The organism is Mangrovimonas sp. CR14 (assembly GCF_011764015.1).
Taxonomy (GTDB): Bacteria; Bacteroidota; Bacteroidia; order Flavobacteriales; family Flavobacteriaceae; genus Mangrovimonas; species Mangrovimonas futianensis.
Map to the genome: position 1 here is coordinate 162,140 of NZ_JAAFZY010000002.1, position 15,757 is coordinate 177,896.

Below are 15,757 nucleotides of genomic sequence, written 5' to 3' on the forward strand. Positions count from 1 at the left end.
TATATTTACAAAACAAATGACAAACGAATGGTAATCCGACTAACTCTAACGCTCCTATTTCTTCTTTTTTCAATTAACATCGATGCTCAGGTCACCAGAGAAGTCAACCCGCCCGAACACATTAAAACAATCACTTTTAAAGGAGACACCAACGAAAGTCAGCTCCCAGTTATCAAGTTAGGAGATTTTATTCAATTGGAATTTGATGCCTTGAATGGGGAAGAAGCTGACTTCTACTATAAAATAGAATATTATAATTTTGATTGGACACCTTCTGTACTAGCTAAAACGGAGTTTATGGATGGCTATGATAATCAAAGAATAAGGACCTATCAAAATTCGTTCAACACTTATCAAATTTATTCTCATTACGAGCTTACTATTCCTAATGAAAGAACACGTCGCTTAAAGATTTCTGGAAACTACATGATTCATATTTACAATGAGTATGATGAATTGGTATTTTCTAGAAAATTCATGATTTATGAACAAGGTGCTCAAGTTGGAGTTGCTATTAAACGATCAAGAGATGTTAGGTTTATTGAAGAAAAACAAAGTGTCGATATATCCATCAACTCTAGCTCTATTGAGTTCACCAATCCTGATCAGACGGTAAAAACCTTAATTATTCAAAATAATAATTTAAACTCTGCTATCTCCAACCTGAAGCCTCAATACACCATGGGTAATGAATTAATCTACAAATACACCAAGGAATCTAGTTTCTGGGCCGGCAATGAGTACTTTTATTTTGACAATAAAGACATTAGGGCGGCCAATAATGCCATTCAATTTATTGAATTACACGACCTTTATAACAATTATTTATTTACCAATATAGCCAGAAAAGATCGTCCATATACTTACAATCCAGATATCAATGGAAATTTCATAATAACCGCCCTTGATGTAGAAAACCCTAGTATTGAAGCCGATTATGCCTGGATTCATTTCTCATTATTGGCCAACGAACCATTCCTAGGTAAAACACCTTATATATATGGAAATTATAACAACTATGCTATAACTAAGGAAAATGAAATGACCTATAATGCAGATAGAAATGTCTATGAGGGATTCCTTTTATTGAAACAAGGATTTTACAATTACAAGTATGTTCTTGTAGATAGAAAAGGAAATATAGATGAAGGAGCCATTGGCGGCAATTTTTATCAAACCGAAAACAACTATAAAGTCTTAGTTTATTTTAGAGATTTAGGAAGTAGATTTGATCGTCTGGTTGGAATGGGAGAGGCTAGCTCTATTAATATTTCAAACTAAAACCCTGACAATCATCATTAACATCTATTTTTTTACATTTTACAATTAAAATTTCTTATTTTAGCAAGAACCAAAACTTTTTTAAGCGTTTAGCCAAAAATGGTACAGCAAGTCACGAGGGGGATTAAAATTTCTGTAGAAACCACTTTTGAAGGAACTTTCTATAAGAATTATAGGATTCAATTTGCCTATGGATACAAGGTAACAATTGAGAACCAGAGCAAAGATGTGGTTCAGTTACTTGCCCGACATTGGACCATTAAAGATGCATTAAATCACATTGAAACCGTAAATGGAGAAGGAGTTATTGGAAAAAAACCAGTCTTAAACCCAGGAGAATCACACACCTATACTTCAGGCTGTTTGTTATCTTCTCCTTTCGGCTGCATGAGCGGTCATTTTAATATGGTTAATTTTTCTTCAGCCAATAAGTTTCAGGTGATTATCCCAAGCTTTAAGCTAAGTGCTCCATTTGCACTTAATTAATACCTCTATTAAACCGCACAATTTTATCCTCCTGCTGTATATGAAAATATTTACAATTGGAGTGATGTGTAAATTCAAATGGACTATTCCAATCAATAACCGCAGTTTCTGTTGAAAATACATCATGCACATCAATATGTCCATTTGGGGAAATTCTTCTGAATACAACTCGGCATCCATCGGTCTCTAAAATTTCAAACCAAGCACCAGAACCAATACCAGATAGCCATTGAGCCTTTTGACCCGCGTGATCCACTTTTTGGGGGATCAAAGTTCCTAAAGAACTGGGCTTGAAATCCTTTAAAGGATCAAGCAGACATTCTTTGTTTATCTTACCAACACCAGAGGAAAAAGGTTCGATAATTCCACTTTCTGAAACTTTAAAGACTCCCAAATCATTGGCCGCAGCCACAACATTTCCTATCGTACTAGGAGTAAATCTCTTTAAACGGATTAATTTTTTCTGGGTCACTTTATTAGTCGTTGAAGCTATCAAAACATCTGTTACAAATCTGGCACAATTAGAGGCCTTCTTCACAAAGGCCCCATACCTGATAAGTAACTTATCCTGCATTGCCTTAATATATGCTTGGGCCCTATCAAAACCAACCTCATCACAAACAGATGCATACATATTACCTGCTCCATGAGTAAATTGTGGTTGCGTAGCCAAAAAAGACAAGATTTCTTCCAAATTTGTCATTTGACCATTGGTAAATTGGGCTTCCAGTGAAAAATCCAATTCACCATCTGTTTCTTTACTTCTCACTCGCCCCATGGGCTGTGGCGTAATATATCTGCCAAAGTCATAATAACAGATTTCACCTTTCCCTTTTTCAATAAGCACTAATGCTGCATGACCTGCCCTTACATAATCCTTTTTTCCTATTCCTGCATATTTCAATAATGGCGAATACCACTCATTAGACACCTTAACAATAGTCTCTGGATAAGCCAAAACAATAATGATTCCTGAGTTACTCATGAATAAAATTGGTTTTCGAAAATATCTCATGAACCATTGAATCTTCCTCTTGAAGATTTAAAAACTTAGTCTTAATTTCTTCCTTTTTCATCACTATTTGAGTGATACTAGTCGTTTTGACAAAACCACGATCCATAATAATACCATACTCCTTGTTCAAGTTATAGGTTTTGTGAAATTTCAGAAGAGATTTTTCATTTAGACTATGACCCTCTTTAAATTCTTTAAACCATTGATGTCGTTCCGATTTCATTTGCTCATCATATAATGTCGTTGAGGACCAAATATGGGTTTTCAATTCTAATTCCTTTTGATGCACCTCTAATCCATCCCAAACGATTTCAAAAAAACAAAGCGAATCATTCCAATCGGCAGCTACAATGGTGAACGGTTCAATATGAGAAAAGTCAAATTTGGAAATACAATTCAAAAAATTATCAGCTATTAATAATTCCTTCACAACAACCCCACGGCTCATTTTGTATTTATCCAGTCGTTTGTGTCTCGTGAAGCCGCCATTAAGGAGACAAATAACCCGTTGCTTATCACTTAAACCAATCCATGTTCCTCCAGCCACTTTATCCTTAGGACACCAAATAGTTACTCCTTCCTTAAAATAAATCTTTGGAGCAATGGTCTCCCTCTGCGGATCTTCATCCCTATTAGAAGTTAATACAAATCCACTATCTCCTATCGCAACTAGCGTTACTGTACACATAAATTAAGCAGTCTAAAATACTGGCATGTAACTTACAAAATTTATGGCATTTAACTTTGTTTTGATACTCTTGTTACACTAAAAACCACATAAAAAACATACCTTTGTACTCCAAAATTTAGTAACACCATAAAATCATAAAATCTATGGCGAACGCATTTTTCAATGTCCCAATTGCTGTAAATGAACCGGTCAAATCATATGCTCCAGGTTCTCCAGAAAGGGAAGAGGTTTTGAAAGCATACAAAGAGATGTTCAATGGTCAAATTGATGTCCCTCTTTATATCAATGGTCAGGATGTTTCCACAGGAAATACCAGAACCATGTCTCCTCCACATGACCATAAACATAGTGTAGGAACCTATCACTTAGCAGAAAAAAAACATGTAGAAGAAGCAATCTCAACAGCTTTAGAAGCTAGAAAATCTTGGTCTCAAATGCCATGGGAACAGCGAGCAGGTATCTTTTTAAAAGCTGCAGAATTAATTGCTGGCCCTTACAGGGCTAGAATTAATGCCGCCACCATGATTGCTCAATCCAAAACCATTCATCAAGCCGAAATAGATGCTGCTTGCGAATTAATTGATTTCCTCCGTTTCAATGTGCAATACATGACTGACATTTATGCAGAGCAACCTGAAAGCACATCAGATGCATGGAACCGTGTGGAATATAGACCTCTTGAAGGTTTTACTTATGCTGTAACACCATTTAATTTTACTGCAATTGCCGGAAACCTACCTTCATGTATGGCTTTAATGGGCAACGTGGTTGTATGGAAACCAAGTGACAGCCAAGTCTTTTCAGCAAAAGTTGTCATGGATGTTTTCAAAGAAGCAGGAGTTCCAGATGGCGTCATTAATGTTGTTTTTGGAGATCCAGTTATGATTTCGGACACCATTTTATCGCACCCAGATTTTTCTGGATTGCATTTTACAGGTTCTACTTTTATTTTTAAGGAACTGTGGAAACAAATTGGTAATAACATCCACAATTACAAAACCTACCCTAGAATTGTAGGCGAAACTGGTGGTAAAGATTTTATTATCGCTCATAAATCCGCCAATGCAAAACAAGTAGCGACCGCTATTTCAAGAGGTGCCTTTGAATTGCAGGGACAAAAATGTAGCGCTGCTTCAAGAGCATACATTCCAGACAACCTTTGGGAAGATGTGAAAAACTATGTTATTGAAGACGTCAATTCCTTTAAAATGGGATCTCCAGAAGATATGGGTAATTTCATAACAGCTGTCATCCATGAAGGCTCTTTTGATAAATTGGCCAAATATATCGACCAAGCTAAAGCTGATGATGATGCTGAAATTATTGTTGGAGGTGGATATGACAAATCTAAAGGTTACTTTATTGAGCCTACGGTTATTTTGACCACTAATCCGAAATACACAACTATGTGTACCGAATTGTTTGGCCCTGTCATCACCATATATGTTTACGAAGCTGACAAATACTCTGAAACTCTTCAATTACTTGATGAAACTAGTGAATACGCCTTAACTGGAGCCGTTTTAGCAACAGACAGGTATGCTATTAATGAAGCTACAAGAGCACTTGAAAATAGTGCTGGTAACTTCTATATCAATGACAAACCTACAGGAGCTGTTGTTGGACAACAACCTTTTGGTGGAGCAAGAGCTTCAGGAACTAATGATAAAGCTGGAAGTGCACAAAACTTATTAAGATGGGTATCACCTAGACTTATTAAAGAAACATTTGTAACTCCAACAGATTATAGATATCCATTTTTAGGATAATCTAAAATCAAATAAAAAGAAAAAACCTTGAAGTAATCTTCAAGGTTTTTTTATTTCTTAAACACCTCTATTCAAGTAAATTATTAGTAAAAAGTTTATCTTTAAGAAGTCAATTATTGAAAAAACTTACTTATGAAACAATATTACCTCTTTCTACTATTACTTTTTCCTATATACAATTTCGCCCAACCTGGTGGCGAGAGTGCCATTTCAACTATCAATTCAACCATTCCATACCAAGGTTATGATGAACCCATGCCCCAATTGGGAACTGGAGAATATAAAATCTATTACGACAATGTGGACGGCGTCCTGGACAAACCCATTTTTGTGGTAGATGGATTTGATCCTGGTGATGATCGAGACATTTCGCTTATCTACCCTCTACTTGACTATGGTAATGGCGAAAACTTGGGAGATGACGTTAGAGATCAAGGGTTTGATATTGTAGTTTTAAATTTCCCCATATACACGAGTTCTACAGATGGAACTACCATTATAGATGGAGGTGCCGATTTTATCCAAAGGAATGCCTTTATATTGGTGGAGCTCATTAATACTATTAATGGGATGAAAACGGGTACTGAAGAGAATGTGGTTGTTGGCCCAAGCATGGGTGGATTAATTTCCCGATATGCTCTGAGATACATGGAGCAAAATAGTATGGATCATGACACACGTTTGTTTATTTCTTTTGACACTCCCCATTTAGGAGCAAATGTTCCTATTGGCATCCAATATCTTTTCAACTATATGGTGAATGGAGATCCTGCACTTACTGAAGCCGAACCTTTTGTTAATAATCTATTGAACAGTGCAGCCGCTAAACAAATGTTGATTGACCATTACTTAGGGCATTTGCAATCCGGTTCCAGTTATGAACAAGATCCAAATCAAACTTTACCCATAGGCGCACCAAACTTTAGAGATGCTTTCCAATCAGAACTCGATGCCATGGGATTTCCAGAGGATGTCAGAAACGTGGCAATCTCTAACGGAAGTGGCACTGCCATGATGATCGGAACCCCAGGAATGGAATTATTAAACCATACCTTCGATACGGGACAGGTTAGCGGCCTCGATACGCAAGCTATCATCACATTACATTTTACTCCTTTGTCGAATCAATCCATAGAGGTAACCCATTTTATTGGTCAGGTTAACTTTTGGGGATGGCAGGACGTTTATACCTTTTCAGCAGCTTCAGAAGCTACTTCATTCTCGGATGGTTTAGATAGTGCTCCTGGAGGACAATTCAACATGTATTCTTTTGATAATGGCAGCAATCCTTTAATCGCCGAATTTGTTGCCAACCTAAACACGCAATATTTCAATTTTATCCCAACCTTAAGTTCTTTGGCCATTTCCGATTTGAACTGGTATAATACACCCAATTTAGATAACACCCCATTTGACAACACTTATATTCCTTCAAATAATGAACCTCATGTAACTTTGACTAATGGAAATGCGGCATTTGCTCTCAATGAAATATTTAATGAAACCTTGACGAGTGAAGATGAATTGCAGAATAACCTCAGCATAAGACTTGAAAAAAATCCGGTTTCCGAATCCCTTTCGATAATTTCAAGCCATCAGTTGAATGATGCCGAAATATCCATAGTAGATTTAACTGGTAAAACGGTATATCAACAACACATGGATTTATCATTTAAAACCCAAATCCCTTTGCGATTGACTTCTGGCATTTATGTTCTAAATATCAAAACGCAACAGAATGGCATTTTCCAATCCAAACTGATTGTTAAGTAAGACTTATCCTTTGAATTTAATGGGAAGGTGGACTATTTTTTTGGTTTCAAAAAAGTCTTCATCAAAATATTGGTTCAACTCAAATATTTGGGCTGTAGAAAAATTCTCCAGTTCATCTGCCAAATCACCTCCTTTAAGATAAATCACCCCATTTTTTATTTCATGGAGACTCTTTTTAGCCACTTTACCTTTTATCCATCTTACAAAGGTTGGCATTGCCGCCACCGCTCTGCTGACAATAAAATCATAAGTCTCATTGATTTCCTCAACCCGAGTATGTGTGGTTTTCACGTTTGCAAGTCCCAATCCTTCAACAACCTCATTGACCACTTTCAACTTTTTAGCAATACTGTCAACCAGATGAAACTGGCAATTTGGAAACATAATAGCCAATGGAATCCCTGGAAATCCTCCTCCTGTACCTACATCCATAATTCTTGTACCATCCTTAAATTGGATAAACTTAGCAATCGCCAAAGAATGTAAAACATGTCTTAAATAAAGTTCATCTATGTCTTTTCTAGAGACTACATTGATTTTCAAATTCCAATCTTGGTACAATTCCTCAAGCTTTCGAAATTTATTAATTTGGTCTTCCGTTAGATCAGGAAAATATTTAAGGATTAGGTCCATACTCTAAATTTTCGACAAAAGTAGGTAAATTATTGTGCATATTTTTATGAAAACTTTTTAAGGATAGGTTCACATTATATGTATCTTTGGCACGTTATAGTGTCAGGTAAGCATGTAACAATTTATGAAAATATTTGAACGATGACGAACAAAACTTTATCATTTTCGAGAACAGATTCAGCTAACTTTTTTAGAACATTAAATAAGAGAGTTAACACCTATTTCAAAGAAAATGACATTAAAAGAACAGGAAATTGGAAACTTTGGGTAAAAACCATTGTCATGTTTTCTTTGTTTTTAGCCCCTTATTTTATATTACTCACTTTAGACATGCCGGGTTGGGCTCAATTACTTTTGACCATTGTCATGGGAATTGGAATGGCCGGAGTTGGCATGAATGTGATGCATGATGGAAACCATGGCTCCTACTCGAAGAAAGAATGGGTTAACCGTTTAATGGGCAGCAGCATTTACATCTTAGCAGGTAACGTTTATAATTGGAAAGTGCAACATAATGTGCTGCATCATACGTATACCAATATTCATGGTCATGATGAAGATTTGGAAGCCGGAAGGATTCTTAGATTTTCAAAACATGCTGAATGGCGTTGGTACCATAGATTCCAACATTTTTATTCCATTTTACTTTACGGTCTACTTACTATTAATTGGGCAATCACGACTGACTGGCAACAAATGAAACGTTACATGAAACGTAAATTATCATATGGGAAATTTCCAAATCCGGTTTGGAATTGGAGTAAATTGGTAATCTCAAAGCTTATCTATGTAAGTGTTTGGATTGTATTGCCTCTCATTATCATGGATCATGTGACATGGTGGAAAATACTTCTTGGTTTCTTTGTAATGCACTACACGGCAGGATTGATTTTGAGTGTGATTTTCCAATTGGCTCATGTCATGGAAGAAGCAGAAATGCCATTACCTGAAAAAGATGGTACAATGAAGAATACTTGGGCCATCCACCAATTAAATACAACCGTGAACTTTTCCACCAAAAACAGAATTGTCAACTGGTTTACCGGTGGTTTAAACCACCAAGTGGAGCATCATATATTTCCAAATATAAGCCATGTTCACTATTCTAAAATCTCTAAAATAGTTAGAGAAACTGCAAAAGAATTTAATTTACCGTATAACGAATATAAAACAACCCGAAAAGCAGTAATCGCTCATTTCAGATACTTAAGAGAAATGGGGATGAAACCTGCCTTACAAGCATAATTTTTTATGGCGATGGACCAACTTTCTGACAGAATCAAAAGTTTGCCAAGTTCTGCAACCTTGGCTATGGCGGCAAAAGCAAGAGAGCTTAGAGCCGAAGGAAAAGATATTATAGGATTAAGTTTGGGAGAACCAGATTTTAACACTCCTGACTTCATTAAGGAAGCTGCTATACAAGCAGTGAATGACAATTACAATTCATATTCTCCAGTTGATGGATATGTGGATTTAAAGGAAGCGGTATGTCTTAAGTTTAAACGAGACAATGGCTTGGATTATAAACCAAATCAAATAGTGGTTTCTACTGGGGCTAAACAATCTATTGCCAATGTAGCTCAAGTGTTATTGAACCCAGGTGATGAAGTATTATTACCTGCTCCATATTGGGTAAGCTATTCAGCCATTGCAACCCTATGTGAAGCCACTTATAAAGAGATTCCTTCTTCCATTGAAAATGATTTTAAAATCACTCCTGAGCAATTGGAAGCCGCCATTTCTCCAAAGACCAAAATGATTTTCTTCAATTCGCCAAACAACCCAAGTGGGACTATTTATTCTGAAGAAGAATATAGAGCGTTGGCTAAAGTTTTAGAAAAATATCCAGATATCTATATTTTGTCTGATGAGATTTATGAGCATATTAGTTATGGTGCCAAAAACTTTAGTTTTGCTGCTATTCCAAATATGTACGATCGCACCATTACCGTTAATGGTTTGGCAAAAGCTTTTGCTATGACGGGTTGGCGTATTGGATATATCGGTGCCCCAGAATGGATTGCCAAGGCATGTACCAAAATGCAAGGACAAATAACTTCTGGAACCAACTGTATAGCGCAAAGAGCTGCTATTACAGCATTGACTGAATCTCCAGAAAGAATTCAATTCATGGTTGAGGAATTTAAAGAGCGTCGTAATTTAATTTTACAACTTTTAGGTGACATTGAAGGATTCCAATGCAATGTTCCTGAAGGAGCCTTTTATGTATTCCCAAATGTTTCAGCCTTTTTTGGAAAAACTTTTAGAGGAAAAACCATCAACACCGCCTCCGATTTTGCCATGTATCTTTTAGAAGAAGCAAACGTCGCTACAGTTACTGGTGAAGCTTTTGGAAACTCCAATTGTATCAGAATTTCTTATGCAGCTTCCACCGAACAAATTATTGAAGCTGTTAGGCGAATAAAAGAAGCGCTATCATAATTATTGAAATTGTAACGAATTATATATAAGCCACCCAATGGGTGGCTTTCTTTTTTTAGAACATAAAATAGATCATAATAGATAAGACTACAAGAATGCAACATACTAATAAGAACTGATTAAAAAGTGTTCTTTTTCTATCTTGAATTTTTTGTTCCCGAATATCCCGAAGCATTTTAGGTGTTGCTTTTGGGTAATCTAAATTTAATTTAATGTTTTCATAACTACCTGATAGGCCTTTAGACCTTGATCTCTGAGCCTTCATCTTCTCATTGTTTTTGAGAATAGTTATCATAGCTTGAGCTCCACCACCAAATCCCATAATTACAGATTTTAAAAGTTAGACAAGTTAATCATACACCACTCGGCGTTATCAAACGCCAAGTATGGAAAAATAAAAGATATTGGTGAGTGATCAGCTGACCAGGATATCAGTTAAGGATCTTTAAAACGAAAAGTGACTTTAATATATAAGTAGCAACTATAAGAAAAATGTTACAAACTTTATTTCTTGGTCCAAAAGAATGGTGTTAAGAGAATCAAAACCGTAAACAACTCCAAACGACCAATAAGCATTAAAAATGAAGCCCACCATTTACCTAAGGGTGGCAATCCGCCATAATTGTTAACTGGACCAAAATCTCCCAAGGCCGGACCCACATTACCCAAACTGGATGCAGCCAAACCAATAGCCGATTTAAAGTCAATATTAAACATGGAGAACACCAATGCCCCCACTATAAATGAAAGCATATAGAGAATAAAAAAACCTTGGATATTAAAAACAATACCTCCTGTAACCGCCCTGATATTATAACGAACGGGAACTACAGCACTAGGGTGTAAGGTTCGTTTAAATTCTAAAAAGCCATTTTTGATAAGAATAAGATGTCTAACAACTTTGACTCCCCCAGATGTACTTCCTGCAGATCCACCTAAAAACATCAACCCAAAGAAAAATACCACCAAAAAGGGTGTCCAAGCCGTATAATCCGCAGTAACAAACCCTGTGGTTGTAATTACCGAAAGCACCTGAAATAAAGCATGTCTAACCGAACTTTCAGCCCGTCCCCAAACCATGGGGTGATAAATAGTAGATTGACTGATATCTGCCTTGAAGTAAATAATTATTGCAGAAATTAAGGTGAAAATGGCTATGAACTTGAAATATAGTTTAAACTCTTCATCCTGAATAACCTTTTGAACCTTGCCTTTAAAAGCAAAATAGCTCAACACAAAGTTGGTACCAGCCAAAAACATGAAGAACATGATGATATACTGTATAATAGGCTGATCATTCCAATAAGCCACACTTGCATTTTTAGTTGAGAACCCGCCTGTAGAAAGCGTGCATAAGGAATGGTTAATGGCATCAAAAAAAGACATCCCAGCAACTTTCAATAGAATTGTTTCGGCTGCTGTGTATCCAAAATATATAAGCCATAGTCTTTTTGCTGTATCCGTTATTCTTGGATGCAACTTGTCCGCACTTGGTCCTGGAGCTTCAGCTGCAAACATTTGCATTCCTCCTATCCCTAGAAGCGGTAGAATTGCTACTGCCAACACAATAATTCCCATTCCCCCAATCCAATGGGTTAAACTTCTCCAGAACAAAACCCCTTCAGGAACAATCTCTATATCATTGAGTATCGAGGCTCCCGTTGTCGTATAACCAGACATGGTTTCAAAAAACGCATCAGTAAAACTTGGAATGGTCCCCGAAATCATATAAGGAAGTGTTCCAGACAATGTCATGATAATCCATCCAAAAGTCACCACCACATAACCCTCTCTTTTATTCATTTCCTTAGAATGGTCCTTTGTATTATACATGGCCAGCAGACCCAGTAATACCGCGACAGCTCCTGAAATCAATAAATCGAAAGTAACGCCATCTTGATAAATCAAACTAATAAGTGCAGACAACAACATAAACCCACCGTTAAAAACTAACAGTAAGCCCAAAAGATGTAAAATGATTTTATAGTTTAATTTCACTTAATGGAATTATAAGAATAATTTCTCAACCTGTTTGATAGCTTTTGGCATACAACAAACCACGACCTTATCGGCTTCCCTTATTTGAAAATCTCCCAATGCAATAATACCTTCACCATCTCTTACGATCCCACCAATAATTGCCGATCTAGGAAAATCTATATTCTTTATAAGTTTGTTGCATATTTTGGAGGTTGGTTTTACATTGAATTCCAAAAGCTCCGCATTCATATTGTTAAGCTTGGTCATAGCAACTACCTCCCCTTTTCTAATATATCTAAAAATGGTGTTAGCCGCCAATAATTTTTTATTGATCAAGGTATCAATTCCAATGGAATGGGATAGCTCAAAATAATCCATATTTTCCACCAGGGCAATAGTTTTTGATACTCCCTTGGACTTGGCCACTAAACAAGACATAATATTAGTTTCAGAATTTCCAGTAACTGCAATAAAAGCATCCATATCTGTCAAACTTTCTTCTTCCAACAAATCAAAGTTTCTACCATCACCATTAATGACCAATACTTTTGGCAATTGATCTGCCAGGTCAAAAGCTTTATCCTTGTCCTTTTCAATTAATTTGACATTGGGATATGACAAACCAAGGTCTCTGGCTGTTTTAAAACCAATTTTACTTCCACCTAAAATCATAATATTCCTGATTTCGGTATTTGTTTTTCCCGTTAACCTACACAATTCATCAGCTCCCGTTTCAGCAGTGATAAAAACCACATTATCATTCTCTTTGAATTCGGTATCCCCTCTTGGAATAATTGTAAATTGTGTACCCGTACGTTGTATAGCAATTGGAACAAAATGAATTTCGGAAAATGCTTCTGCCGCTTGCTTAACTGTTTTACCTATAAAGGTGGTGTTTTTTGACAATGTGAGTGCCACCATGGTTAGGGCACCATCATCAAAAGAGTATGTATCGCTAAATGCCGTTTGATTTAGCAACAATTCAATCTCTGCCGCAGCAAGGGATTCTGGAGAAATCAATTCATCAATACCCAAGGCATCAAAACCAATTTCATCTTTATACTTCAAAAATTCAGTATTGGAAATTCTTGCAATAGTTCTACCCGCTCCCAATTGTTTCGCCAACACACATAAAGCCAAATTAGTTGCCTCTGAGGAAGTTACAGCAATTAGCAAATCGGCATCATTAACTCGGGCGTCTTTTAATATAGAAATAGAGGTTGCATCTCCTTTAATCACTTTGATATCCAAGTGGTTCTCGGCATATATCAAACTCTCTTTGTTGGTATCAATAAGAGTGATTTCCTGTGATTCGTAAGACAATAATTTTGCTAAATGAAATCCAACTTCACCAGCTCCAGCAATAATTATTTTCATGTAGTAGCCATTAGTTACACTAAGGCAAATATACTGTAAAATAGATTGATTGATAAAATTACGGTTATATATAATTATTGGGCAACAAACTATAAATGCCCTCATAAAAGATTATATTTGGCAAAATTTTTCATTGTGAGTAAAGTGACCCCATATAAAGACAGCGAACTTGGTAAAAAGGAGCAGGTTACAAAAATGTTTGATAATATCTCAAAGGAGTATGATGGCTTGAATCGTGTGATCTCATTTGGTATAGATGTATCATGGAGAAAAAAAGTGGTAGCCTTGGTAGATAAAACGCAACCTCACTCCATTTTGGATATTGCCACAGGAACCGGAGATTTAGCTATCCAATTGGCCTCCTCCACTCAAGCCAAAGACATTGTTGGATTGGATATTAGTGAGGGCATGTTGGAGGTAGGCAGAAAAAAGGTAACTCAAAAGCAACTTGACAATAAAATTAAATTGGTACTAGGTGATTCTGAAAATTTACCTTTTGAAGATGACACCTTTGATGCCATAACTGTAGCTTTTGGCGTGAGAAATTTTGAGAATTTGGAAAAGGGACTTGCCGAAATATATCGTGTACTGAAACCAGGAGGCATTTTTGTTATTTTAGAAACATCAGTTCCCACAAAAACACCATTTAAACAAGGGTATAAACTTTACACCAATAACATCATGCCACTGATAGGAAAAGTATTTTCCAAAGATCGTAGTGCCTATCGCTATTTGAGTGATTCAGCTTCGGTTTTTCCTTATGGCGAGGTTTTGAACAATATTTTACGTAAAATTGGGTTTATAGATGTGAACGATTTGCCACAGACTATGGGAGTGGCTACCATTTATACGTCATCGAAATAAATTTTATGAGAAACTTCTTTTTTCTACTAGTATTCATAGGTTGCTATCAATTTGCTTCAGCACAATTATTCAGCAAGGAAAAAGTTCTGAATGATGAAAATTTTGACAAGAAATTTTTAAGCTATGGTTACTTCATAGGTTTTAATAGTTATGATTTTAACTTTGACTACAAGGAAGACAAAAAAGATATTTTAGTTAAAAAAAGCACAGGATTCAATGTGGGGTTGGTTGGTAACATGCGTATTAACGACTACATGGATTTACGACTGGAGCCTGGACTTTATATGACGACGAGAACTCTTCAATATGATGAAAGTTATTTTCAAGGTTTTGAAGATTTCAGAACATCTGATTTAGAGCGGGAGATAAAATCCACCTATATTCACGTGCCTTTGTTAATAAAGTTCTCTACCAAAAGACTTAATAATTTCAAACCGTTTGTGGTGGGCGGGGTATCCACAGCACTAAACCTTTCTAGTAACGAGAAGAACCCTGACGACAATTACAACGGTAAGTTCCGAAGCAAAAAAAGCATGTATTTTTATGAATTAGGTTTTGGAATCGATTTCTATCTATACTACTTTAAATTCACCCCTTCCATAAGAGGCGTATTCGCCATCAATGATGAAGTTGTTAGAGACAATGACCCGAACAGCCCGTGGACTGGAAACATTGAAACCATGAAAACCAGAGGGGTTTTTATCAATTTTACGTTTCAGTAGAATTCCTTTTAAACTCACTTAAAAGAATGGCTGTCGCTGTGGCCACATTAAGGCTTTCCGTTTCCTGTAATTTACCAAATCTAGGAATGGATATTCTATCGGTTACAAATTTTTCAACCTCCTTGGAAATACCATTAGCTTCATTACCCATTATTACAAGCCCCTGATTGGGTAACGCTTTTGAATAAACATTTTCACCATCCATAAAAGCTCCAAATATTGGATAATCAAAATCAGACAGTAAATGAGGTAAATCCAAATAATGGATATTTACCCTTATAATAGAACCCATAGTAGCCTGAATCACCTTTGGATTAAAACAGTCCACTGTACCAGTTGAGCATACTAAATGCTCTATTCCAAACCAATCACACAACCTGATAATCGTTCCCAAATTCCCGGGATCACGAACTTCATCTACCGCCACAATTAATTGCGATTTATCCAGAGGTAATACATTAGGGATTTCAAATAAAGCCAACGCCTTGTTGGGCGTCGTTAAATAACTAATTTTCTTTAATTCGTGGTCTGTAATCAATGTCTCCTTTTGAGAGCCCAATTGAAAACTTTCTGTTGTAAATAAATGATAAAGCTTTATTTGGGAAGCCAGCAACTCTTCAATTGTTTTGATTCCTTCAGCCACAAATAGCCCATGCTGATTCCTGTATTTTTTTTGTTTTAAACTGGCTACTAACTTTATTTGATTTTTGGATAACATTCAACC

General features: G+C 36.3%; 15 protein-coding genes. 8 read left to right on the plus strand and 7 right to left on the minus strand.

The window, feature by feature from the left end; translation table 11 throughout:
* Nucleotides 1-27: 27 nt before the first annotated feature.
* Nucleotides 28-1,281 carry a DUF5103 domain-containing protein gene (locus GZ212_RS04060; protein WP_166957502.1) on the plus strand — a complete coding sequence of 418 codons (1,254 nt, stop codon included), beginning with the start codon at nucleotides 28-30 and terminating at the stop codon, nucleotides 1,279-1,281.
* A gap of 99 nt (nucleotides 1,282-1,380) precedes the next feature.
* Nucleotides 1,381-1,767, plus strand: coding sequence for a Co2+/Mg2+ efflux protein ApaG (apaG, locus tag GZ212_RS04065; RefSeq protein ID WP_053971399.1), 387 nt, complete (start codon nucleotides 1,381-1,383; stop codon nucleotides 1,765-1,767).
* Here apaG and GZ212_RS04070 read toward each other — a convergent pair.
* Both GZ212_RS04070 and GZ212_RS04075 read right to left on the minus strand, forming a co-directional pair.
* The gene (locus GZ212_RS04070) at nucleotides 1,760-2,752 is read right to left on the minus strand and encodes a DUF6695 family protein (RefSeq protein ID WP_166957504.1); all 993 of its coding nucleotides are present in this window, start codon (nucleotides 2,750-2,752) and stop codon (nucleotides 1,760-1,762) included. The genes apaG and GZ212_RS04070 overlap by 8 nt on opposite strands.
* Entirely contained in the window at nucleotides 2,745-3,470 is a 726-nt protein-coding gene (locus GZ212_RS04075; protein WP_166957506.1) for an NRDE family protein, read from the minus strand. Before GZ212_RS04075 ends, GZ212_RS04070 begins: the two co-directional genes overlap by 8 nt.
* A 146-nt stretch (nucleotides 3,471-3,616) precedes the next feature.
* Between GZ212_RS04075 and pruA the strand changes: the two genes are divergently transcribed.
* A complete protein-coding gene (pruA, locus tag GZ212_RS04080) occupies nucleotides 3,617-5,242 on the plus strand; it encodes an L-glutamate gamma-semialdehyde dehydrogenase (protein ID WP_166957508.1) in 1,626 nt (541 codons plus the stop codon).
* Nucleotides 5,243-5,374: 132 nt separating this feature from the next.
* Nucleotides 5,375-7,015 (plus strand): T9SS type A sorting domain-containing protein, encoded by a 1,641-nt coding sequence (locus tag GZ212_RS04085; RefSeq protein ID WP_166957509.1) that lies wholly within the window; start codon nucleotides 5,375-5,377, stop codon nucleotides 7,013-7,015.
* A 3-nt stretch (nucleotides 7,016-7,018) separates the two neighbouring features.
* On the opposite strand, the gene rsmG is transcribed toward GZ212_RS04085, so the two are convergent.
* The gene (gene rsmG / locus GZ212_RS04090) at nucleotides 7,019-7,648 is read right to left on the minus strand and encodes a 16S rRNA (guanine(527)-N(7))-methyltransferase RsmG (RefSeq protein ID WP_166957511.1); all 630 of its coding nucleotides are present in this window, start codon (nucleotides 7,646-7,648) and stop codon (nucleotides 7,019-7,021) included.
* Nucleotides 7,649-7,789: 141 nt separating this feature from the next.
* Between rsmG and GZ212_RS04095 the strand changes: the two genes are divergently transcribed.
* Nucleotides 7,790-8,893 carry an acyl-CoA desaturase gene (locus GZ212_RS04095; protein WP_053971390.1) on the plus strand — a complete coding sequence of 368 codons (1,104 nt, stop codon included), beginning with the start codon at nucleotides 7,790-7,792 and terminating at the stop codon, nucleotides 8,891-8,893.
* Between the two features lie 12 nt (nucleotides 8,894-8,905).
* Nucleotides 8,906-10,090 (plus strand): pyridoxal phosphate-dependent aminotransferase, encoded by a 1,185-nt coding sequence (locus tag GZ212_RS04100; protein ID WP_206080379.1) that lies wholly within the window; start codon nucleotides 8,906-8,908, stop codon nucleotides 10,088-10,090.
* A gap of 55 nt (nucleotides 10,091-10,145) precedes the next feature.
* Here GZ212_RS04100 and GZ212_RS04105 read toward each other — a convergent pair whose 3' ends face one another.
* The 3 genes from GZ212_RS04105 to trkA all read right to left on the minus strand — a co-directional run bounded on the left by GZ212_RS04105 (nucleotide 10,146) and on the right by trkA (nucleotide 13,447).
* Complete coding sequence (locus tag GZ212_RS04105; protein ID WP_053971389.1) at nucleotides 10,146-10,412, minus strand: hypothetical protein; 267 nt, start codon at nucleotides 10,410-10,412, stop codon at nucleotides 10,146-10,148.
* Nucleotides 10,413-10,594: 182 nt separating this feature from the next.
* Nucleotides 10,595-12,088: a potassium transporter TrkG gene (locus tag GZ212_RS04110; RefSeq protein ID WP_166957513.1), complete on the minus strand. Its 1,494-nt coding sequence runs from the start codon at nucleotides 12,086-12,088 to the stop codon at nucleotides 10,595-10,597.
* 9 nt (nucleotides 12,089-12,097) lie between these two features.
* Entirely contained in the window at nucleotides 12,098-13,447 is a 1,350-nt protein-coding gene (gene trkA / locus GZ212_RS04115) for a Trk system potassium transporter TrkA (protein WP_053971387.1), read from the minus strand.
* Nucleotides 13,448-13,579: 132 nt separating this feature from the next.
* Here trkA and ubiE point away from each other — a divergent pair, with 132 nt between their 5' ends.
* On the plus strand, nucleotides 13,580-14,311 hold the full coding sequence (gene ubiE / locus GZ212_RS04120; RefSeq protein ID WP_157492137.1) for a bifunctional demethylmenaquinone methyltransferase/2-methoxy-6-polyprenyl-1,4-benzoquinol methylase UbiE: 732 nt from the start codon (nucleotides 13,580-13,582) through the stop codon (nucleotides 14,309-14,311).
* A 5-nt stretch (nucleotides 14,312-14,316) separates the two neighbouring features.
* Nucleotides 14,317-15,033 carry a porin family protein gene (locus GZ212_RS04125; protein ID WP_166957515.1) on the plus strand — a complete coding sequence of 239 codons (717 nt, stop codon included), beginning with the start codon at nucleotides 14,317-14,319 and terminating at the stop codon, nucleotides 15,031-15,033.
* Here GZ212_RS04125 and GZ212_RS04130 read toward each other — a convergent pair.
* A complete protein-coding gene (locus GZ212_RS04130; protein ID WP_166957517.1) occupies nucleotides 15,020-15,751 on the minus strand; it encodes an RNA methyltransferase in 732 nt (243 codons plus the stop codon). The genes GZ212_RS04125 and GZ212_RS04130 overlap by 14 nt on opposite strands.
* Nucleotides 15,752-15,757: the final 6 nt, after the last annotated feature.